We start from the raw sequence: 22,021 nt of genomic DNA on the forward strand, positions 1-22,021 counted from the left end.
CGCGGCGTGCGAGCCACGCGTTGACCCCCGTTATCCCCCACTCCAATTTCGTCGCGCGCGAACCGACGCCCGTCCCCCGTCCCCGTCTCCCGCCTAACGCTTCCATGCGCCGATTCCAGTCCGCCGCCCTCTGGATCCTCATCTCCGCCTGCGGCGCCGGGGCGTTCGCCTGGCTCGCCCTCAGCCGGGGCGAACGCGTGAGCGCCGCGTGGCTGGTGACGGCGGCCGTCTGCTTCTACGCCGTCGCCTATCGTTTCTACTCGCGCATCATCGCGGCCAACATCTTCGCCCTCGACGCCAACCGGCGCACGCCGTCGGAGCGGCTCAACGACGGGCGCGACTACGTCCCCACCAACCGCTGGGTCGTCTTCGGTCATCACTTCGCCGCCATCGCCGGCCCCGGCCCGCTGGTGGGGCCCACGCTGGCCGCGCAGTTCGGCTTCCTCCCCGGGGCGCTCTGGATCGTGATCGGTGTCGCGCTCGGGGGGGCGGTGCAGGACTTCGTGATCCTCGCCGCCAGCGTGCGGCGCAACGGGAAGTCGCTGGGGCAGATGGCCAAGGAGGAGATCGGTCCCGTGGCCGGCTTCACCGCCCTGGTGGCGGTACTGGGGATCATGATCGTCCTCATCGCCGTCCTGGCGCTGGTGGTGGTGAACGCGCTGGGCGAGAGCCCGTGGGGGGTGGTGACCGTCGGGCTCACGATCCCCATCGCCCTCCTGATGGGGGGGTACATGCGGTGGATCCGCCCGCACAAGGTGCTCGAGGCCACGGTGATGGGGCTCGTCCTCCTCGTCATCGCGCTGTACATCGGGCGCGCGGTGGCCCAGAACCCGGCGCTGGCGCCGCTGTTCACCATGAGCCGGACGGCGCTGGCGTGGAGCATCATGATCTACGGCTTCGCGGCCAGCGTCCTCCCCGTCTGGCTCCTCCTGGCGCCGCGCGACTACCTGTCGGCGTTCGTGAAGATCGGGGTGGTGGTGGCGCTCGCGTTAGGCGTGGTGCTGGTCCTGCCGCCGCTGGAGATGCCGGCCCTCACCCGCTTCGTCGACGGAACGGGGCCGGTCTTCGCCGGGAAGGTCTTCCCGTTCGCGTTCATCACCATCGCCTGCGGGGCCATCTCGGGCTTCCACTCGCTCATCGCGTCGGGGACGACGCCCAAGCTGCTGGAGCGCGAGACCGACGCGCGCTTCATCGGCTACGGCGCCATGCTCACCGAGTCGCTGGTGGCGACGCTGGCGCTGGTCGCCGCCTGCGTCCTGACGCCGGGGACGTACTTCGCCATCAACGCCCCGCCGGCGGCCATCGGGTCGACGGTCGAGAGCGCGGCGGCGGCCATCGCCAACTGGGGGTTCACCCTCGACCCCGAGGAGTTCACGCGGCTCACCGCCAGCGTGGGGGAGAGCAAGCTCCTGTCGCGCACCGGCGGCGCGCCGTCGCTCGCCGTGGGGATGGCGCACCTCTTCTCCAACGTGCTGGGGGGGAGCACGGCGATGGCGCTCTGGTACCACTTCGCCATCATGTTCGAGGCGCTCTTCATCCTCACCACGCTCGACGCGGGGACGCGGGTGGGGCGCTTCATGCTGCAGGACCTGCTGCGGCACGTCTACGAACCGCTGGGACGGGTGGGGTGGTACCCGGCGGTCTTCCTCTCCAGCGCGCTCTTCGTGTCGGCGTGGGGGTACTTCCTGTACCAGGGGGTGGTGGACCCGTTAGGCGGGATCAACTCGCTCTGGCCGCTGTTCGGGATCGCCAACCAGCTGCTGGCGCTGGTGGCGCTGTGCGTGGGGACGACGGTGATCATCAAGATGGGGAAGGCGCGCTACGCCTGGATCACGATCCTCCCGCTGGCCTGGCTGGCGGTCGTGACGATGACGGCGGGGTGGCTCAAGATCTTCTCCGGCGACCCCCGGCTCGGCTTCCTGTCGCACGCGCGGCTGGTGCAGGAGCAGGTGGCGTCGGGGACGCTCCCGGCCAACGTGAAGAGCGCCGCCGACGCGGCGCGGCTGGTGATGAACGACCGCATCGACGCCGGGGTCGCCGCCTTCTTCATGGTCTCGGTGGTGATCGTCCTGGCGGCGTCGGCGCGGGAGTGGCTGGCCGTGATCGCCGGTCGCAAGCCGGCGGTGAGCACCGAGATCCCCTTCGAGCCGCGCGCCGTCGCGGTGGGAGACTGAGATGACCTCGCCTGTCGCAATCGCGCGCCGCCCGGCGCTCGTCGCCCGCGCCGCGCGGGCCGTCCGCCTCGCCCTGGCGCTGGCCGGCGGGGCGCTGGTCGTCCCCGCGCCCGCGGCCGCCCAGGCGCCGCCCCCCCCCGCCCTCACCATCCCGTGGATGATGCGCGGCCCCGAACTCTACGGCCGCGAGCCGCAACGGGTGCGCTTCACCCCGGACGGCGCGTGGATCTACTTCCAGTGGCTCCCCCCGGGGAGCGACTGGCGCAAGTCGCCAGAGCCGTACCGCGTGCGCGCGACGGCCGGGGCGGCCCCCGAGGCGGTCACCCGTGCCCACATGGACTCGGTGGGGCCGCTGCTGGAGGAAGGCGAACTGTCGCCTGACCGTGCCCGGCGCGTGGTCTCGTACAACGGGGACCTGTACCTCGTCGACCTCAAGCGGTCGCAGGCGCGCCAGCTCACCAACACGGTCAACGACGAGCGCTCGCCGACCTTTGCGGCCGACGGGCGGCGGGTCTTCTTCGTGCGCGACGGAATCGCCATCATGGCCTTCGACATCCAGTCGGCGCTCATGGAGCAGCTGACGGATTTCCGTCCCGCCCCCGCCCCGCCGGCACCGCCGCGCCCGGACGCGCAGCGCGCGCGGCTCGAGGCGCAGCAGCGGGAGCTCTTCGAGGTCATCCGCGACCGGGTGGCGCGCGACTCCGTCGCCAAGGCGGAGCGCGAGGCGCAGCAGGCCGGGCGCCCCAGGACGCTCTACCTGCAGCCCAACGAACGGCTGGCGCAGCTCTCCGTCAGCCCCAACGGGCGCTACCTCCTGTTCACCACCACCACCGCGCCCCGCGAGTCGCGGCAGGCCATCGTCCCGAACTACGTCACCCTCAGCGGCTACACCGAGGAGCTCACCGTGCGCACCAAGGTGGGCGACGCGCAGTCCACGGGGCGGGCCGGGGTCATGCGCCTCCCGGGCGGCGAGGTGAGCTGGCTCCACCTCATCCCCGGCGACACCGCCGCCATCCCGTCCCTGGCGCTCTCGCTGGGATGGAACGACGCCGGGACGCAGGCGCTCGTCTTCGCCGAGCAGCGCGACTACAAGGCGCGCTACCTGCAGCGGCTCGACGCCGACTCGGCGCGCCTGGTGACGCTCGACGTCCTGCGCGACTCGGCGTGGGTGGGGGGGCCGTGCTTCACCTGCGGCGGGTGGCTCCCCGGCGGGGGGCTTTCCGGCGGCGGGCGCGCCTGGTTCGCGAGCGAGGCCGACGGCTTCGCGCACCTCTACAGCATCAATGCCGACGGAAGCGACCGGCGGCAGCTGACGCGCGGGCGATGGGAGGTGCTGGACGCCCGCCTGTCCGACGACCGGACCGTCTTCGAGCTGCACACCAGCGAGGTGTCGCCGTTCGAGCGGCACTTCTATCGCATGCCGGTGGGCGGCGGCGCCGCCACGCGCCTGACGAGCGGCGTCGGGGGCCATGCGGTGGCGCTGTCGCCCGACGGGCGCACCATGGCCGACGTATACTCCACCTCCAACCGTCCCCCCGAGCTGTTCGTGGGGCCGGCCCGCGCGGGCGCGTCGATGGCGAAGCTGACCACGTCGCCCACCGCCGAGTGGCTCGCCTATCCGTGGATCGTCCCCGAGATCGTGAAGATCCCCGCGTCCGACGGCGTCGAGGTGCCGGCGCGCATCTATCGCCCGCAGGACGTGCAGGCGCGGCCTAACGGGGCGGCGGTGATCTTCGTGCACGGGGCCGGCTACCTGCACAACGTGCACAATTACTGGTCCAGCTACTCGCGCGAGTACATGTTCCACCACCTCCTGGCCAGCCGGGGATACGTGGTGCTGGACATCGACTACCGGGCCAGCGCCGGCTACGGGCGCGACTGGCGCACCGCCATCTACCGCTGGATGGGGGGGCGCGACCTGCAGGACCAGGTGGACGGGTCGCGGTGGCTGCAGAAGACGTACGGCATAGACCCCGAGCGCATCGGGATCTACGGCGGGAGCTACGGCGGCTTCATGACGCTGATGGCGCTGTTCAACGCACCCAAGGAGTTTGGGGCCGGGGCGGCGCTGCGGTCGGTGACCGACTGGGCGCACTACAACCACGGCTACACCGCGCGCATCCTCAACCAGCCGCAGCAGGACACCCTGGCCTATCGCCACTCGTCGCCGATCTTCTTCGCCGAGGGGTTGGAGGATCCGCTGCTGATGGCGCACGGGATGGTGGACGTGAACGTGCACTTCCAGGACATCGTGCGGCTGACGCAGCGCTTCATCGAGTTGGGGAAGACCGGGTGGGAGCTGGCGGTGTATCCGGTGGAAGACCACGGGTTCGTGCGCCCGTCGAGCTGGGCCGACGAGTACCGGCGGATCTTCGAGCTGTTCGAGCGCACGCTGGCGCGGCGGCCGGCCGGGAACGGCGGCGGGGAGGGTTCGCGATGACGTGGGGCGACAAGCTCGCCGCGCGCCTGGCGCGCGCGACATCGACGCTCACCCGGATCATCGGGGCACCGGACTACGAGGGATACCTGCGGCACCAGCGGCGGTGCCATCCCGACCGGATTCCCCTGACGCGGGACGAGTTCGTGCGGCAGCGGCTGGAGGACCGGTACTCGCGGCCCGGGGCAAGGTGTTGTTAGGCGCGCGCGTCCGCAGGTAGACGTCGACACTACCGGGCATCGCTTCCCTGGCGGCGCCCGTGACGGCGATCGTGATGGTCCGACGTTGCGCGTGGGGATCGCGCAGCCTGATGCGACGGCCCGCCAGCCCCACGACCGCACCCTATTGGGAGCGCTCGCAGCACGGGCATTGGCGGGCAGTCTGTCCGGACTTGGCAGCCTTCAGCCCCGATTGCCCTCCATTCGCGCATGACCTTCCGCTCGCATGCCGATCCACGGTCGGAGCCAGCGCCGTCACATCCCCGGCATGCGATGCTTACGGTCGGGGCTGGCGCGGCGTCTAGCGTCACCGCATCATCCACGTGACCCGCTCCCTACGCAATGGATCCCTTCAGCGCGAACATCGCCCAGGCGCTCACCAACGACTACACGATCGAGCGGGAGCTCGGCGGCGGGGGGATGTCGCGCACCTATCTCGCCCGCGAGCACGCCCTGTCCCGGCGCGTCGTGGTGAAGGTGCTCTCCCCCGACCTGCTCCAGGGACTCAGCGTCGAGCGCTTCAAGCGCGAGGTCCTCCTCGCCGCGCAGCTGCAACATCCACACGTCGTTCCCGTCCTCTCCGCCGGCGACACCGACGGGATACCGTGGTTCACGATGCCGTACGTGGACGGCGAGTCGCTGCGGCGGAAGCTCGAGGACGGCCCGATCGGCATCGCGGAGGCCATCGGGATTCTGCGCGACGTCGCGAAGGCGCTCGCCCACGCCCATGCGCACGGCGTCGTCCACCGCGACATCAAGCCGGACAACGTGCTGCTCTCGTCGGGCAGCGCGACGGTGACGGACTTCGGGATCGCCAAGGCGATCACGGCATCGCGCACCGGGAGCGGCAGCGCGACGCTGACGCAGGCCGGAATGGCCATGGGCACGCCGGCGTACATGGCACCCGAGCAGGCTGCCGGCGATCCGGGGCTCGACCATCGAGCCGACATCTACTCGTTCGGCGCGATGGCGTACGAGGTCCTGACCGGCCAGCAGGTCTTCGCCGGTCTCCCCCCGGCCCGACAACTCGTTGCGCACCTGAGCGAGGCGCCACGCAACGTGCTCGCGTTGCGTCCCGAGGTCCCACCGGTGCTCGCCGCGATCGTGATGCAGTGCCTCGCGAAGGAGCCCGATCAGCGCCCCGCGGACGCCGCCACGATCGCCCGCGTGCTCGACACGGTGACGACGAGCGGCTCCTCCAGCGCCGCCTCCATGGCCCTCCTGGGCCCGCGCCTTCCGCTCGGCAAGGCGTTAGGCATCTGGGCCGCGGTCTCGAGCGTCGTCATCCTGGCCGCCTGGGCGGCGACCGAGGTCATCGGCCTCCCCGACTGGGCGCTCGCCGGCGCGACCGGCCTCATGGTCGCGGGCCTGCCCGCCATCGTCGGTACGTGGTGGGTGCAGCGCACCGCGCGGCACGTCGCGACCCTGACGCCTGCGCGAACGGACACGGGATCGCGCGCACCTGTCGGGACGATGGCGACCTTCGCGCTCAAGGCCAGCCCGCACCTGTCGTGGACGCGAACGTGGCGCGCCGGGGCCGTCGCCGTCGGCGCGTTCGTCCTGCTCGTCGCCGGATTCATGGTGTCACGCGCGATGGGGATCGGGCCGGCGGCGTCGCTCATGGGCAAGGGCGCATTCGGCGCGAACGAAACGATCGTCGTTGCGGACTTCCGCCCTCCGGCCGGCGATACGCTGCTCGGCGCCACATTGGGCGAGGCGCTCCGGACGGATCTCGGACAATCCGCAAACCTCCGCGTGATGAGCCGGGCGGCCGTCCGCGAGGTTCTCCAGCGCATGGCGCGGCCGGCCGAGTCGGCCGTGCCGTTCGACGTCGCGCGGGAGATCGCGACGCGCGAGGGCGCGAAGGGCGTGGTCGATGGCGAGGTCGTTCGACTCGGCTCGAGCTACGTGCTGTCCGCGCGACTCGTTTCCGCGCTCGATGGCACCGAGCTCGCGACGTTCCGCGAAACCGCCGCGGGGGACGACGAGTTGATCGCCGCCGTGGGCAGGCTGTCGCGCGACATCCGCGAGGAAGTCGGCGAGTCGCTCAAGGGGATTCGGGCATCGAACTCGGTGCAGCGCGTGACGACCCCGTCGCTCGCCGCGCTGCGCAAGTACATGGAGGGCGTGAACGCCGAGGAGAAAGGTGAGATCGACGGCGCGGTGCAGGCATATGAGTCCGCGATCGCGCTCGACAGCGGATTCGCCATGGCATGGCGCAAGCTCTCCGTCGTCACCCGCAACTACGGCCTCGGTTCGGACAAGGCCATCCGCGCGCTCACGGAAGCGTGGAAGCACCGTGACCGGCTGAGCGACGAGGAGCGAGCCATCACAGAAGGCTCGTACTACATGTATGGGCCGGAGCCTGACGCAGCGAAGGCACTCGCCGCGTACGAGCAGTTGCTCGCCCGCGACTCGACGAACCGCACGGCGCTGAACAACGCCGGCCTCATTTACCATGCCACGTTTCGTCGCTTCGACAGGAGCGCGCCGTTGTTCAGGCTGGCGATGAATCGCGCGTCGGCGAACCCGCTGGGATATGTGTCCTTGCAGGCCGCGCTCCTCGATGCCGGTCGGCCGGCGGCGTCGCTGGACAGCGTCGAGGTGGAGTTTCGCCAGCGGTTTCCCGGCCACGCGCGGCTCTGGGAAGCCAAGGCGCTCGCGCTCTGGGCGCACGGCCGGCTGGACTCGCTCGAGGCGCTGAGCCGAGGCGCCAGGCGAACGGCGCGAAACTCGCGCCAGGAACTGCAGTCGCTCACCTGGTTGCGGGCGGTGGCGTCCCTCCAGGGCCGCTCGCGAGAGGCTCGGGAGCTGGCCACCGAAACGGCCATGGCGAGGGCCCGCGCCACACGTCCCGGCGCTTCGGCGGACGAGCTCTCCGCGCAGGCAGCCATGGAAATCGCAAAGGAAGATGCCACGCTCGCAATCGTGTTCGATGGTGACGACGTCCGTGCGCGAGCACTCCTGAAGCAGGCCACCTCGAAGACGGCCGTCGATCGCGTACCGGCGGGCGATCGGGATTGGCGGGATCTCGCGTTCGTTGCGGCCCTTGCAGGAGACGCCGAGGCAGGACGCATCATCAACGAGGGGTACATGCGCGACCTGATGCCCGTCGACGCGGACCGCATCGTGTGGGCGCCGCGCGTGAGAGCGTCGGCCGCCATCGCGGCGGACCGCTGGGACGAGGGGCTCGCGGATCTCGCGCTCATCGCGAAGGTGCAGGCGGTTCCCTACCTCGAGGACGCATTCCTGGCCGGCATCGCCCACGAACGCGCCGGTCGCCCCGACTCGGCCATCGTGTGGTACGAGCGTGCGGTGTCGCGCAACGACTCGGAGCGGCTCGGTGCGGGGCTCTTCCGGCCGGCGATTCACCGCCGGCTCGCTGCGCTCTACGACAAGCAGGGGAACGCAGCAAAGGCCATCGAGCACTACGAGTGGTTCGCCAACATGTGGAAGAATGCGGACGCGGATCAGCAGGGGACGGTGCGCGCGGCGCGCGAGCGCGCGGCGGAGCTCAAGGCGAAGACGACGCCGGGGTGACCACGCCAGGCGGCCACTCGCTGCAGCTGCTATCGTCGCGCAGGCCGTCCTCGCCGGACCCCCGCTCGCCGCGCGACGCCGCGCCACAGGCGAAAATTGCGCGCGTGCCGGCGTGCGGCGCATGGATGCGCAGGGCGTGGCCGAGAGACGTGGCCCGCTGGAGACGATCAGCGCTTTCGCAAGGTGCGAGACCACCGGTGGGAGGAGACGGCGGGGACGCCCAGGCTCGTGGTGGCGCAGGGCTTCCTCGACGAACTGCGGCGACGGCTGAAGCGGTGAAGCGCGATACTTCATCGACTGCGCCGGTCTCGCGCCCGCGGGGCCCGTGGCGAGCGCCCGACTACCGGCAGCGCCCCTCACCCTCCGTCGCCAGGTACAACACGTTGGGCGCCTCCGAACGCGCCGCCACGATGTCGGGACGGCCGTCGCGGTTGATGTCGCCCACCGCGAGCCCGTATACCGTCCCCGCACCGTCGCCGAAGTCCACCCGGACGAGGCCATCGTCGCCCCGGTTGACGAATGCCCACGAGGGGGCCTGCACGTTGCCGACCACGAAGTCGGCCCGGCCGTCGCAGTCTAGGTCCGCAACCGCCAGCGCGTACGGGACAACGGTGGAGCCGCCGACGGACCGGGGGGAATCGAAGGTGCCATCGCCGCGCCCGGGATAGATCGCGATCCCCCTCCGCGCGTCTATGGCGACGACGTCCAGGCGACCGTCCCCGTCGAAGTCGGCCGCCTGGGCCACGCGAATGGCGGCATCGGGAGGGCCGAACGCCACGGCGCGCAACGTGGTCGGCCTCGCACCGCGTGCGCCGAGGTAGAGCCGACTCTGCCCGCCATTGCGATGGGGGACCAGGAGGTCGTTCACACCGTCGGCATTGAAGTCGCCGACGGTAATCGTCGTGGATGGCTCTCGCGCGAAGGCGATGCAGTCGCCATCGAAGCGGCTGGAGGACCGGTACTCGCGGCCCGGGGCAAGGTGTTGTTAGGCGGCGCCACCCGGTCGGAGGCGATGAAGGGCTGCGGGGTCGGCGCCGCGCGCACGCCCTGACACCGCGCGTGGCGTACAGCGGCACCGGAAGGCGCGCGCTGCGCCAGCGTCTTCTATATTGCAGCCATCGCCGAAGGATCCAGGTCGTGGCGACGTACATTCGCGGTCGATCCGGAGGGCTGCCTTGACCCGCGCCGAGCATTGGGAGGCGGTCTATCGCACCAAGGGACCGGACCAGGTCAGCTGGTTCCAGGCCGAGGCGCGGCTCTCGCGTCAACTCATCCAGAGGCTGAGCCCGGATCGGTCGGGCGCCATCATCGATATCGGCGGCGGCGCGTCCACGCTCGTCGACGGGCTGCTCGACGCCGGCTATGGCGCACTGACCGTGCTCGATCTCTCCCCCACCGCGCTCCAGCGCGCACGCGAGCGGATCGGAGCGCGCGCCGCCCGCGTCGCGTGGCAGGTGGCCGATGTCCTCGACGCCGCTCTCCCCCACCAGGGCTTCGACGTCTGGCACGACCGGGCGGTCTTCCATTTCCTCACGGCCGATGCGGAGCGCCGGCGCTACGTGGAGCAGGTGCGACACGCCGTGCGCCCCGGCGGGCTCGTGATCGTCGCCACCTTCGCGGACGATGGCCCGACGCGGTGCAGCGGACTCGAGGTCGCTCGGTACTCTCCCGCGCAGTTGCACGCGGAGTTCGGTGCCCCGTTCACGCTGGTCGAGAGTCACCGAGAGCTGCACGTGACCCCGGGCGGCGCAACGCAGGCGTTCACCTACTGCGCCTGTCGCACCGCCGCAGCGCCGCGGCTCGTCCGCCCGGCCGCCAACCGCACCCCTCAAGCCACGCACCCGATGAAGCCGCGCATCTCAGTCCTCACGCTCGCAGTTCGCGATCTCGACGCGGCGGTGCGTTTCTACCGCGACGGGCTCGGCTTCGCTACCGAGGGGATCGTCGGGACGGAGTTCGAGCACGGCGCCGTCGCCTTCTTCGCGCTGCAGTCGAGTCTGCGATTGGCGCTCTGGCCGCGCACCAGCCTGGCACACGACGCGGGCATCGCGATCGACCAGGAGAGCGCCCCGGCCATCTCGCTCGGGCACAACGTCGCCTCGGCGGCGGAAGTCGACGCCGTGATGGCGCAGGCGGCAGCCGCGGGCGCCACGATTCGCAAGGAGGCCGCGCCGACGTTCTGGGGCGGCTATGCAGGGTACTTCCAGGACCCCGACGGCTACCTGTGGGAGGTGGTGTGGAACCCGGCCATGATGCCTAACGACTGAGGAGAGGCGGCCCTCGCACATCGCGGGCCCGGTCGGGGAGGCGAAGCGCCCGGAGTTCCAGGCGGCCTCGGTCGGTGGAGTCCCGTTGGGGTCGGCCGAGACATCGGCGGCTTCACGTACGCCGCACCGACTCGGACCGGGGGATGGCGCACCCTGCCGTTTGCGGTTGGGCCCACTCCCGCTCGTCCTCGCCCAGCCGGATTCTCCCTTCGGCTGGCGGAATCACCGAGGCCTCTTGCGGATTTTCCGGGGGGTTCCGACATTCGCCGGACCTCCAGCCGTGCGAGGCTCCCGTGAAGGCCCAGGTCATCCCACTCCTCGCCCTCGGCGCGACGCTCGCGGGATGCGGCGACAGCGCGACCGCGGCGCGATCACCTAGCGACGACGACGCGCGCCTGCACGCAGCCGCCGCGGCGGGGGCCACGGTGGCCCTCGAGGACGCCGCGTCGCGTGCCGCCCCGGCGCTCGGGGACCGCGCCGTCGGCGCCACGCTCACCGCATCGCTCGGCGACCTGGCCGCCGCCATCCGGCGCGGTGACGGCCTCGCGGCGCTGCATGCCTCGCACCAGGCGCGCCTCACGCTCGCCGCATATGCCGCGCGCGCGTCGCGCGACGACGCCAGCGATCGCGACGTCATCGCCATGGCGCTCGACGGGGCCGACCGCCTCCTCACCCCTGCCGCGGCCACGCCATAGGCTCCTCCCGCACTCGGCCTAACGACTCCCTCGTCCGAGGATCTCCACCATGCGATTCGCCCTCGCCCCTCTCGCTCGCGCCGTACGGAGCGGACCATCCGCCGTGTTCGGCGCCATCGCCGCGCTGCTCCTCGCCACCCCGTCGCACGCCTCCGCCCAGACGCGCACCGCCTGCTACGTCCCGGCCAGCGGGACCGTGTACATGATCAAGGAGCCCGGAACCCCCACCAGCTGCAACTCGCCCGCGCACGTGCAGTTCACGTGGTCCACGTCGGGCCAGACGGGGCCCCAGGGACCGCAAGGGGCGCAGGGCCCCACCGGCCCGGCGGGGCCGACCGGGGCGTCGGGGCCGCTCGCCGGGCTCGAGTTCCATTCGCAGGCCGCGACGCTCACCCCCAGTGGAAGCGCCAACTTCGGCGTCTTCTTCGCGACCTGCTCGGCGAACACCAAGAGCGTCATGAACTTCGGCTATCAGGCCAACCCGGGCGGGACGATCTTCGCCACGCGCCCAGCGATAAGCGGGAGCCAGGTCCTCTGGTCGTTCCAGGGCGAGGCGAACTCGTCCTGGGTCTTCTACTGGACATGCGTCGACGGCGTGACGCCGTAGCGGCGAGCGATCGACGCCACTCGATCGGGGGCGCGCCGGATGGCGCGCCCCACACCTCGGCCACAATCGGGTCATGACCACGCAGTACTACACCGCCTCCAGCCTGGATGGCTTCATCGCCACGGAAGACCATTCGCTCGAGTGGCTGTTTCCGTTGGCGACGCTCGAGACGACGAGCTATCCGGCCTTCATCGCGGAGGTCGGAGCCATCGCCATGGGGGCGTCGACGTACGAGTGGCTGTTGAAGCATCACGTGAAACTCGGGACCGAGAGTGAATCGCCCTGGCCCTATTCCCAGCCGGTCTGGGTGTTCACCAGTCGCCAGCTGCCGGCACCGGCTGGCGCGGACATTCGCTTCGTTCGAGGCAGCGTTGCCCCGGTCCATGCCGCGATGACCGCCATGGCTGGCTCCAGGAACGTCTGGATCGTGGGGGGAGGCGACCTCGCCGGCCAGTTCCTCGATGCATCCCTGCTGGACGAGTTGATTGTCCAGATCGGCTCCGTGACACTGGGACAGGGCAAGGCGCTTCTTCCGAGGCGCGTCCTCAGTCCATCATTGCGACTCAAGTCGGTGCACCAGTTCGGCGAGGGGATGGTCGAGCTGCGCTACGCGGTCGACGCGATTCCGCGGGAGGGCGCCTGAGCGGTCACGTCAGGGTTCGCACGATCCGCCTGCCACGCGTGACCCAGGACCCCGCCCTGCTGCGCCGCCTGCTGCGCGCCAAGGACCGGATGGATGCCGCGTCGCACGAGGCGTGGCCCATCCGGCTCCTCGCGCGCGTGAGTGGCGTGTCCGAGGGACACTTCGCGCGTTCCTTCAAGGACGCGTTCGGCCTCCCCCCGCACCGCTACCTGCTGACCCGGCGCATCGAGCGGGCCACGGCGCTGCTGCGTGACACCGACACGTCCGTCACCGCCATCGCGTTCGCGACGGGGTGGGGAAGCCTGGGGACGTTCGGTCGCATCTTCCGCGACGTCACCGGCGAGAGCCCGGGAGAATTCAGGGGGCGCGAACGCGCGACGCCCGACGATCGGGGAAGTGTGCCAGCGTGCATTCTCAACGCTGCCCATCGCCCACATCTCACCATCGCAGTTTCGGAGAAGCGACGCCAGCGGCCGCGCGCTACATAGGGAGCTCAACCCATCCGGAGGTCCCATGAGTCAAGGTGTGCAAGTGGTCGGCCTGTACGTGCGTGACCAGGACGAGGCACGCGCGTTCTACGTCGAGAAGCTCGGCTTCCAGGTCCATACCGACGTGCGCAACGGCGACTATCGCTGGCTCACGGTGCAGCACCCGGAGCAGCCGTCGTTGCAGCTTGGGCTGTTCGCGCCGGGGCCGCCGGTGCACGACGAGGCCACGGCGCAGTCGCTGCACGCCATCGTGGCCAAGGGCGCGATGCCGCCGCTGGTGATGGGCGTGGACGATTGCCGCGCGGCCTACCAACGGATGCTGGCCCTGGGCGTGGAGTTCACGCAGGAGCCGGTGGATCGCTACGGCACCGTCGACGCCGGATTCCGCGATCCCTCGGGGAACGGGTGGAAGATGATCCAGGCGCGCCGCTGAGGGGGGGATGACTGGCGGCCTCCCGAACCCGGGCGCGGGTTGCAGCCTTGAGCGTGTTTACCCAGGGCGCACGCACGCTCTCGGCAAGCGTCGATGCGGTGGCCGCGGTGGCGATCGCCGAGCACAAGATGGCCGGCGTCTCCGTCACGGCGGGGCATGCACCGCGCCCGCCAAGGCCGGTCCGAGCAGGAGGAGCCGGAACGACGGCCAGATGCATCCCGCATTTTGTCATGGGAGCGAGAAGGCCAGCACCTGGTCGCCCAGCGTGGTCCCCAGGCTCCCGTGGCCCCCCGCGGCAATCACCACGTACTGCTTCCCGCGCACCGTGTACGTCATCGGGGTGGCCTGCCCTCCCGCGGGGAGGGGCGCGCTCCAGAGATCGCGCCCGCTCTCGATGTCGATGGCGCGCAGCCGCTCGTCCATCCCCGCCGCGATGAAGACGATCCCCCCGGCGGTGGCCAGCGAGCCACCGAAGTTGGGCGATCCCCACTCGGAGGCGGCCGGCGGCGCCATGCGCCCCGGCGGGGGCCCCCCGATGGGGCGCTCCCACCTGACGTCGCCGGTGCGAAGGTCGATGGCCGTCAGCATCCCCCATGCCCCCTTCTGGCACGGGAGGCCGCTCGGCCCCGCCCACACCGCGCGCTCCATGCGATAGGGGGTCCCGACCTGGTTGCCGCTGCTGTCCCCCGGCGCGCGTGGGACGAGCTTCACCCAGGCCGCCAGCCGCATCGTGTTCACGACGAGCAACTGCCGCACGGGGTCCACCGTCACTCCTCCCCAGTTCACGGCGCCGGGGTAGCCGGGATACGACAGCGTCCCCTCGAGGCTGGGCGGGGTGAACATCTCGCCGTGCCTCATCGTCCTGAACTGCGCGAGGCACGCGGCGCGATCGGCGGGAGTGGGCCCCCAGAGGTCGTCCTCGGTAAGGCGCGCCGGGTTGAGGCGAAGCCCCGCCGTGAGCGGATGCGGCTGCGTGGGCGACGCGCGCTCGCCCGGGACGGTGCTCGCGGGGACGGCGCGCTCCTCGACCGGGAAGAGCGGCTTCCCCGTGGTGCGATCGAGGATGAAGATGTACCCCATCTTGGTGGCGACGACGATGGCCGGGACGCGCCGGCCGCCGCGGTCGATGTCGACGAGCGTGGGCTGCGACGCCACGTCGTAGTCCCACAGGTCGTGGTGGACCACCTGGAAGTGCCAGCGCATGCGCCCGGTGGCCGCCTCGAGGGCGACGACGGAGTTGGCGTAGCGGTTGTCACCCGGGCGCTCGCCACCATAGAAATCCGGGGCGGCCGACCCCGTGGGGATGAAGACGAGCCCGCGCGCCGTGTCGGCCGACAGCGGGGCCCAGGCGTTGGCGGCGCCGGTCCGCGTTGCGGCTGCCGGCGACCACTCGCGGTACGCCGGGTCGCCCGGGTGACGGGGAATCGGGTCGAAGGCCCAGCGCATCCGCCCCGTGCGGGCGTCGAAGGCGCGCACGGTGCCGCGCTCCAGGTCCACGCGCCGGTTGTCGCCAATGGCCGACCCCACCACCACCACGTCGCCGACCACGGCCGGCGGCGAGGTCACCCCGTACTGTCCCACCTGCACACGCCCCACCCCCTGGTCCAGGCGCACCACTCCGCTGTCGCCAAACGACCGGCAGCGATCGCCCGTCGCGGCATCGAGCGCGAAGAGGCGCGCGTCGACCGTGGCCATGAAGATCCGGCGCGCGCACGCCCCGGCCGGCGCGCGCCGGTCTTCCCAGTACGAGACGCCGCGCGACACGTACCCCTCGTTGCGGCTGATGTCGAGCGCCAGGCGCGGATCGAAGCGCCATCGCTGGCGCCCCGTCTCGGGATCGAGCGCGAGGACGCGGTTGAGGGGGGTGGAAAGGAAGAGCGTCCCGCGCACCGCCAGCGGGGTCGCCTCGAACTTCGAGTCGCCGGTGTGGCAGCGCCCGCAGCCCGCCACGTTCCCCTGGTCCCCCTTGGGGTGCGAGAGGTCGCCGGTGTGGGCCGTCCACGCCACGCGGAGCTGCGCCACGTTGCCGCGATGCACCTGCGCCAGCGGCGAGTAGCGCTGGCCGCGGGCGTCGCCGCCATAGGCGCGCCATTCGGCGTCGGCGGGGGGCGCGCCGCTCTGCGCCCCGGGCCGGCTCCCGACCAGCAGCAGTGCGGCGACGAGCGCGCCGGTCCCGGCAACGAGGAGCGTGAGTCGGAGGTACTGGCGCGCCATCGAGGATTTCCTGTGGAGGACGTCCCCAACCTGCCACCGTCCATCGCCCCGATACAGCGTGCCGGGACGAGCGGGACCACGCGGGGACGAACCCACCGCCGCGTCAGTCGCCGCCCTTGGCGAAGGGCGTGCGGTTGACCGCGACCCTGCCGTTGGAGATGACCACCAGGACGTCGGCGAGGGCGCGGATGTTCTCGAGCGGGTTGGACTCGACGAGGATCAGGTCGCCCTCGAACCCTTCCCTGACCTCACCGATCCGTCCGCCGAGGCCGAGGAGCGTGGCCGAGACGATCGTCGCCGAGCGGATCGCCTCGAGCGGCGTCATCCCGAGGTCGACGAAGAAGGCCGCCTCGTGCGCGATGCGCGACAGCGATTCGGGGCCGTACTGCGTGTCGGCGCCGGTGGCGATGGGGACGCCCATCCGGTGCGCGCGCTTCACGGTCTCGCCCAGCACCGGGAGCATGAACTCGCCGCGAATGGTGAGCGTGGGGTCGTCGTAGTCGCCCCCCGGTTGCGTGAGATCGTGAACGGTGACGTACGTGGGGACGAGGAACGTCCCCTTCTGCTTCATCAGCCGCAACGTGCTGTCGCTGAGGAACGTCCCGTGCTCGATGCTGCGCACCCCCGCCTTGACCGCGGCGTACGCCCCCTCGTCGCCGTGGGCATGGGCCATCACGGGGATCTGCCGCTTCGCGGCCTCGTCCACGATCCACGACAGTTGCCGCTCGGTGTAGGTCTGCTTGCGCGGGTCGGTGTCGGCCAGGCCGGCACGCTCGGTGCCACGCGTCTTGATGACATCCACGCCGCGGTCGATGTTGATCCGCACGGCCTCGCGCAGTCCCGCCTCGTCCTGCATCGCCCCGGCCAGCCGGGGCAGGCGCGGATCGCCGAGCATGGCATCGCCCAGCTCGGGGGTGACGAAGAGGCCGGCGGCCACGACGTCGGGCCCGGCAACCACGCCCAGGCGCACCGCCTCGCGGAGCGCGACATCCTGGTAGGCGGAGACCGACGCCGAGCGAATCGTCGTGACCCCCGACTCGAGGGCGCGACGCGCGCTGGCCAGCGACGCGATGTGGGTGTGGGCATCGACGAGGCCGGGGAGGAGGAAGCGTCCCCGCGCGTCGATGACCGTTGCGCCTGGCGGCACCGCCACCGCCCCCGGCGCGACCTGCGCGATCCTCCCGTCGCGCACCACCACGGTCGCCCCCGTCGCGAACGCCCCGCGCGCCCCGTCGATGAGCGAGGCGTTGGTGATCACCACCGGCGGTGACGGGAGTGGCTGCGCCACCGCCCGACACGGCGCCAGCAGCGGCGCCGTTCCCAGCATGAAGGCGAGCGCCAGGCGCGGCGCGCGTGACGAGCGCGCGCGGTGAGAGAACGGACGCACGGACGCGAAGAGCTGGCGGGCGACGACGGACATGGGACTCCCATCGAAAGGAGGGCTGGGGCGGCGACGATCCCCTACCATAGCCTCGCGCGCGGCGAGGCGCACGGGCGAGATGCGCCCGCGGCGCGCCGAAAGGCGGTGGTGCCGGGCTGGCACGGAGCGTCGTGCCGCCCGTACCTTGGTGTACTCCCGCACACTCCGATGCCGCGCTCCTTCACGATCGTCCCGTCGCTGTTCCTCGCGCTGTTCCTCACGCTGAGCCTCGCCTGCGGCGGCTCGAGCACGCCCGACCATGCGCGCGATGCGCTGAGCGCGCCCGACACCGCCACGATCCGCTCGCAGGAGGAGCGGCTCCGCCAGGCCATGGTGGGCGGCGACACCGCGACCCTGGCGAGCCTCTGGGCGCCGGAGTACCTGTCCACGTCGGCCGTTGGCCACACCAGCGATCGCGCCCAGTCGCTGATGGCGTATGGCGGCGGGCTGGTGAACGTCGACACCGCCGTGGTTCGGGACGTGGAGATCCGCTTCTACGGAACCACCGCGGTCGCCCTCGGGATGATGGACTGGTCAGGCTCGGCCGCGGGACGCGCCTTCGGCGGCACGGTCCGGTTTCAGCACGTCTGGGCGCATGCCGACGGGGCGTGGCGTCTCGTGGCCAGCCAGCTGACCAGCCAACCCTAGGCGCCGCACGCCGCCCCGGTAGCTGACGCAGGAAGTGATTGCGCGCGTCGCCGCTCCCTGCCCGCTTTCGCCCCACCTGCCCCGACACCCGATCCCGACACGAGGAGAGCGCACATGACATCCATCAACCCATTCGCCCCCCTGCGACTGGCCACGATCGCGGCATTCGCCGTCGCCATGTCGGGGTGCAGCGCGCAACGAGAGCCCGTCAAGGACGCCGCGACGGCAAGCGTCGATACGCGGACGCTCGTGGCGCTTCCGGCGGCCGAGCAGGAGGCGGTGCGCCACGAGATGCGAGCCATGCTCGGGGCGCTGAACGGCGTCATGGCGGCGACGGCGAGTCGTGACACCGCCGCCCTCTTCGCCGCCCTTGCACCTGCCGGCATGGCCGCGGCGGCGGATCCGGCCATCGAGGAGATGCTCCCGCCCGAGTGGCGAGAGCTCGCCGAGCAGGTCCACGCCGGCTTCGACAGCATCGCCGTCGCGGTCCGGCAGGCCAGGGAGACCTCCGCCGTACCCGACACGGTGCTCGCGCGACTGGTGCGCGTCACGGCAGCGTGCAGCTCCTGTCACTCCACCTACCGGCTGCACGCGCCGTGAGGCGCTCGTCGGTCCGGTGACTTCCCCGGGCCGCGCGACCACCTTGCACTTCTCACCTGCACCACCTCGGCCGCAATGAACGGAGGACACATGTCAGGCAGAACGCTCGTTGGCTCGTTGCTGCTCGCCTCGTTGCACGTCTTGCCGGCACGGGCCCAGACGGCGGCCGACATGGCGGTCCTGAAGGGGCTGGCGCCAGTCGCCACGCTCGCGAAGACGAACGCGGGCCGGGCGGCCCTGGGGGCGAACTACACCGTGACCGGTGGCATCCAGACGGGGGAATGGAAGCAACCGACGCTCCTGCCATTCGCCGAGCAGCAGCAGCAAGCGCTCAAGGACGTCTTCATCACCGACAAGAATCTCGCCCAGTTGGCAGACGGCCTCGGGACGACCCTCGGGGCGGCGTATCTGGCCCGCGCGCATTACGTCGATCGCGATCACTTCACGAGCGTGTCGCCCGCCGTCGCCGGTGTCATCGCGTACGCCATTGCCGCAGCGCGCGCGAATTCCAACGCCGGCAAGTACTTCTTCGCGAACCTGACGACGGACGGAAAGGCTCCGGTGTCGCCGGACGCCAAGGCGATCCTGGACACGACGGGCGGTTCACCGGACATGTTCGGCCACGCCTACGGCTTTCCGGCCGGAAGCACCGGAGCGGGCGCCTTTGGCAATGCTCGGCCGTTCCAGACCGAACCGACGTTCGTCCGAATCGTTGGCCGGGATTATTTCGGGACTCCTGCGGACAACACGGTCTACAACCGCGGGCCGATGATGAACCTGATCAACAGCCCCTCCTTCCCGAGCGGTCACACGACGTATGGGTACATGGGGTCCCTTCTCCTGGCGCTCGTCGTGCCGGAGCGCTACCAGGAGATGATCGCGCGTGGAGCCGAGTACGGGAATGACCGCATCGTCGTCGGGGCGCACTACGCCATGGACGTCCTCGGCGGGCGCACCCTCGCGCTCTATGCCATGGCCCACGTGCTGGCCAACGATCCGTCCTACCTCGCGCAAACGTACAGGGGAGCTCCCAGCTTGAAGGACTTTCGCTCGGCGGTGATCACGGCGCGCGCCGACGTGCGGAAGGTGCTGGAAGTGGCGTGCGGCAAGGCGGTCGCCGAGTGCGCGAGGGAGGATATTGGACGCCTGAGCGATCCGGCCGCGAACGAAGCGTTCTACGCATCGACGCAGACATACGGGCTCCCGGTGGTCTACCCTGAGCGTGCACATGCCATGGTCGACGTCGGAGCGGTTGCGCCGGAGGCGGGGTACTTGCTGACCGTCGCCTTCCCTTCACTGACGCTCGAGCAGGCCAACGGCATCCTGACGAAGACGCTGGGACCAGGCGGTGGCTTCCTGGACGACGGCTCGGCGTTCGGCGTGTATTCTCGCCTCAACCTCTACGCCGCATCCCGGTACGCCGCTCGACAGGTGGCTGGGGGATGATTATCGGGTGACCGCTCCCATCGCCACCACCTCGAAGGCGGAGCTGGGGACGCGCGTGAGCGTGGAGAGGTTGTCGTCGCTCCAGCGCGGGTCGGGGGCCCCGGAGACATACCACCCCGATCCGTTGTCGGCCATGAACATGCCGTAGGTCTTCATCGCCGTGAGGATGGCCCGCACCTCGGGCGGAAAGGTGCTCACGTCGAACGAGGCCTTGAGGCGCACCCGCATCCCCATGGGCGGGAGGGCGCTCGACGTATCGCCACTGGCCCAGTGCCGCGCCGGCGCCACGTAGGCGCGCCGGCTCCGCGGGCAGGTGAAGCGCAGCGCGTGCTCGATCCGCCCCCGTTCCACCGCCTCGTCGTAGCGCACCAGCCCGGGGAAGATCGGTAGCCCCGCCGCGTCCGCCGACGTCCACCCAGCCGGCCGCAGCGCGTTGCTCGAGAGGTCGAAGACCGCCCCCGACCCGGCGCGCCATCGCTCGCCGCCGTCGAGCGGATGCGCGTCGAAGAGCTCGTACAGCTTCCAACCGAGGGTGTCGACCACGAGCACATGCCGGTCGCCGGTGCCGCCAGGTCCCCCCTCGATGGGCGGGGTGCGTGGAATCGGATACGGGCCGGGATCGCTCTCGTCGGCGTACACGAAGGTGACCGGGCGCCTGGCTTGCGAGGCGCCGACCAGCACGTACGGAATCCCGTTAGGCGCGCCGTCCCAGGTGGTGCCGAAGTCTGGGTGCAGGTTGCGCACCCCGCAGCTCGCGATGAGGGTGGCGGAGTTCGGGTCCACCGGGGCACGGCTCACGTCGGTGTTCCACCAGTTGTCCGCGGGAAAGGGACGGCGCCCGCCGAGCGATCCGTTGGCGACGAAGCTGTCCGTAGGCTCGGATGGGGCGACGGGCGCGGCACCACCGTCCGCGCCGCTCCCGCACGCGAGGGCGAGGAGAGCGAGGAGGGCGAGCGCCACCCAGCGCCGACCGACACACATGACCACCGGCATGCCAAACGATGGCCTGCAACTCGCCCTCCGTCGGTGAGCGCGGCTTCCCGCGGGGTGTGCGGGCGGTCACGGGGCCTCTCCCCGTGACCGGGAGGGCCGCCGGTCGTCCGGCGACCCATCGCCCGCCCGCTCAGTTCCGCCGGGGCGGTCCCGGCGGCTGCAACGGTGCGATCATCTCGTAGTCGGCCGGCGGCTCCTGGCCCAGCAGGTGCCGCACGAAGTAGTCCCACCGCTTCCGGATGGAGAAGGGCGGGAGCCCGTGCGGGGCGTCGGGAAAGATCATCAGGTCGAAGTTGGCCTTGTTCGCCTTGATGAGCGCGTCCACCATCTTGATGGTGTTGGCCGGGTGCACGTTGTTGTCGAGGTCCCCGTGCATCAGGAGCAGGTGCCCCTTGAGGTTCTTCGCCAGCGTGTAGTTGGCCGCCGAATCGTACGAGGCCTTCTCGTACGGCCCCTGGTAGCGGCCGGCCCAGTACCAGGCGTACGTGTTGGGGTGATGGTTGCCCGAGGTGCTCACGGCCACCTTGTAGAAGTCCGGGAAGCGCAGGATGGCGTCGGTGGAGGCGAGGCCGCCGCCCGAGTGCCCCCAGATGCCGACGCGCGTGATGTCGATCCATCGGTGCATCGCCGCCAGCTGCCGGATGGCGGCGACGTGATCGGGGATCCCGTTGTCCCCCATGTTGCGATAGTAGTAGTCGTGGAACGCCTTGGAGCGGCGCGGCGTCCCCTGATGGTCGATCTGCACCACGATGAAGCCGAGCTCCGCGATGGCCTGCGGCTCGCCCGTCCCCGACCATCCCCAGCGCCCCACGCTCCCCACTTGCGGCCCCGGGTAGATGTGGTCGAGGATGGGATACGACTTGGTCGAGTCGAAGTGACTGGGCTTGTACATCAATCCGTACAGATCCGTGACGCCGTCGCGCGCCTTGACGTGGATGATCTCGGGCGGACGCCAACCGACCGATTGCAGCAACTCGGCGTCGCCGCGCCCGAGCTCCACCAGCACCCGGCCGTCGGCCGCGGAGCGCAACACGTGCACGGGCGCCTTGTCCACGGGGGCGTAGCTGTCGATGAAGTAGGGCCCCTTGGGAGTGAACACGATGGAATGATCACCCGGCTCCGGGGTGAGCGGGGTCGTCCCGCTCCCGTCGATGTTCACGCGGAAGAGGTGCGAGTAGTACAGGAAGTCGTCACCCTT

The 22,021-nt window shown here is 70.9% G+C and carries 17 protein-coding genes and 1 pseudogene; 13 read left to right on the forward strand and 5 right to left on the reverse strand.

Annotated features, from left to right (window positions below; translation table 11 throughout):
* Positions 1–104 precede the first annotated feature (104 nt).
* The 4 genes from ABS52_17385 (at position 105) to ABS52_17400 (ending at position 8,369) form a co-directional block, all read left to right on the forward strand.
* The gene (locus tag ABS52_17385) at positions 105–2,174 is read left to right on the forward strand and encodes a carbon starvation protein A (protein ID ODT01044.1); all 2,070 of its coding nucleotides are present in this window, start codon (positions 105–107) and stop codon (positions 2,172–2,174) included.
* Between the two features lie 73 nt (positions 2,175–2,247).
* The gene (locus ABS52_17390) at positions 2,248–4,614 is read left to right on the forward strand and encodes a hypothetical protein (protein ID ODT01057.1); all 2,367 of its coding nucleotides are present in this window, start codon (positions 2,248–2,250) and stop codon (positions 4,612–4,614) included.
* Positions 4,611–4,811 carry a hypothetical protein gene (locus tag ABS52_17395; GenBank protein ID ODT01045.1) on the forward strand — a complete coding sequence of 67 codons (201 nt, stop codon included), beginning with the start codon at positions 4,611–4,613 and terminating at the stop codon, positions 4,809–4,811. The genes ABS52_17390 and ABS52_17395 overlap by 4 nt, the downstream gene beginning before the upstream one ends.
* A gap of 360 nt (positions 4,812–5,171) precedes the next feature.
* Positions 5,172–8,369 (forward strand): hypothetical protein, encoded by a 3,198-nt coding sequence (locus ABS52_17400; GenBank protein ODT01046.1) that lies wholly within the window; start codon positions 5,172–5,174, stop codon positions 8,367–8,369.
* A gap of 340 nt (positions 8,370–8,709) precedes the next feature.
* On the opposite strand, the gene ABS52_17405 is transcribed toward ABS52_17400, so the two are convergent.
* On the reverse strand, positions 8,710–9,237 hold the full coding sequence (locus tag ABS52_17405) for a hypothetical protein (GenBank protein ID ODT01047.1): 528 nt from the start codon (positions 9,235–9,237) through the stop codon (positions 8,710–8,712).
* A gap of 307 nt (positions 9,238–9,544) precedes the next feature.
* Between ABS52_17405 and ABS52_17410 the strand changes: the two genes are divergently transcribed.
* From ABS52_17410 to ABS52_17435, 6 genes are all read left to right on the forward strand, one after another.
* Positions 9,545–10,636 carry a hypothetical protein gene (locus ABS52_17410; protein ODT01048.1) on the forward strand — a complete coding sequence of 364 codons (1,092 nt, stop codon included), beginning with the start codon at positions 9,545–9,547 and terminating at the stop codon, positions 10,634–10,636.
* A gap of 293 nt (positions 10,637–10,929) precedes the next feature.
* A complete protein-coding gene (locus tag ABS52_17415; protein ODT01049.1) occupies positions 10,930–11,331 on the forward strand; it encodes a hypothetical protein in 402 nt (133 codons plus the stop codon).
* Between the two features lie 103 nt (positions 11,332–11,434).
* A complete protein-coding gene (locus ABS52_17420; GenBank protein ODT01050.1) occupies positions 11,435–11,938 on the forward strand; it encodes a hypothetical protein in 504 nt (167 codons plus the stop codon).
* A gap of 73 nt (positions 11,939–12,011) precedes the next feature.
* Entirely contained in the window at positions 12,012–12,581 is a 570-nt protein-coding gene (locus ABS52_17425; GenBank protein ODT01051.1) for a deaminase, read from the forward strand.
* A 23-nt stretch (positions 12,582–12,604) separates the two neighbouring features.
* The gene (locus ABS52_17430; GenBank protein ID ODT01052.1) at positions 12,605–13,069 is read left to right on the forward strand and encodes an AraC family transcriptional regulator; all 465 of its coding nucleotides are present in this window, start codon (positions 12,605–12,607) and stop codon (positions 13,067–13,069) included.
* A gap of 25 nt (positions 13,070–13,094) precedes the next feature.
* On the forward strand, positions 13,095–13,502 hold the full coding sequence (locus ABS52_17435; GenBank protein ODT01053.1) for a glyoxalase: 408 nt from the start codon (positions 13,095–13,097) through the stop codon (positions 13,500–13,502).
* A 228-nt stretch (positions 13,503–13,730) separates the two neighbouring features.
* Here ABS52_17435 and ABS52_17440 read toward each other — a convergent pair whose 3' ends face one another.
* Together ABS52_17440 and ABS52_17445 are read right to left on the reverse strand one after the other, a co-directional pair.
* Entirely contained in the window at positions 13,731–15,653 is a 1,923-nt protein-coding gene (locus ABS52_17440) for a hypothetical protein (protein ODT01058.1), read from the reverse strand.
* A gap of 166 nt (positions 15,654–15,819) precedes the next feature.
* Positions 15,820–17,136 (reverse strand): hypothetical protein, encoded by a 1,317-nt coding sequence (locus tag ABS52_17445; GenBank protein ODT01054.1) that lies wholly within the window; start codon positions 17,134–17,136, stop codon positions 15,820–15,822.
* 168 nt (positions 17,137–17,304) lie between these two features.
* Between ABS52_17445 and ABS52_17450 the strand changes: the two genes are divergently transcribed.
* The 3 genes from ABS52_17450 (at position 17,305) to ABS52_17460 (ending at position 19,830) form a co-directional block, all read left to right on the forward strand.
* Positions 17,305–17,784 (forward strand): hypothetical protein, encoded by a 480-nt coding sequence (locus tag ABS52_17450; GenBank protein ID ODT01055.1) that lies wholly within the window; start codon positions 17,305–17,307, stop codon positions 17,782–17,784.
* Positions 17,785–17,898: 114 nt separating this feature from the next.
* The gene (locus ABS52_17455) at positions 17,899–18,384 is read left to right on the forward strand and encodes a hypothetical protein (protein ID ODT01056.1); all 486 of its coding nucleotides are present in this window, start codon (positions 17,899–17,901) and stop codon (positions 18,382–18,384) included.
* A 90-nt stretch (positions 18,385–18,474) separates the two neighbouring features.
* Complete coding sequence (locus ABS52_17460) at positions 18,475–19,830, forward strand: PA-phosphatase (GenBank protein ODT01059.1); 1,356 nt, start codon at positions 18,475–18,477, stop codon at positions 19,828–19,830.
* Here the strand turns inward: ABS52_17460 and ABS52_17465 are convergent, their stop codons facing one another.
* Together ABS52_17465 and ABS52_17470 are read right to left on the reverse strand one after the other, a co-directional pair.
* Complete coding sequence (locus ABS52_17465) at positions 19,831–20,811, reverse strand: hypothetical protein (GenBank protein ID ODT01060.1); 981 nt, start codon at positions 20,809–20,811, stop codon at positions 19,831–19,833.
* 142 nt (positions 20,812–20,953) lie between these two features.
* Positions 20,954–22,021 (reverse strand): annotated as a pseudogene (locus ABS52_17470) (peptidase S9).

This window comes from Gemmatimonadetes bacterium SCN 70-22, assembly GCA_001724275.1.
In the GTDB taxonomy this organism is placed as follows: domain Bacteria; phylum Gemmatimonadota; class Gemmatimonadetes; order Gemmatimonadales; family Gemmatimonadaceae; genus SCN-70-22.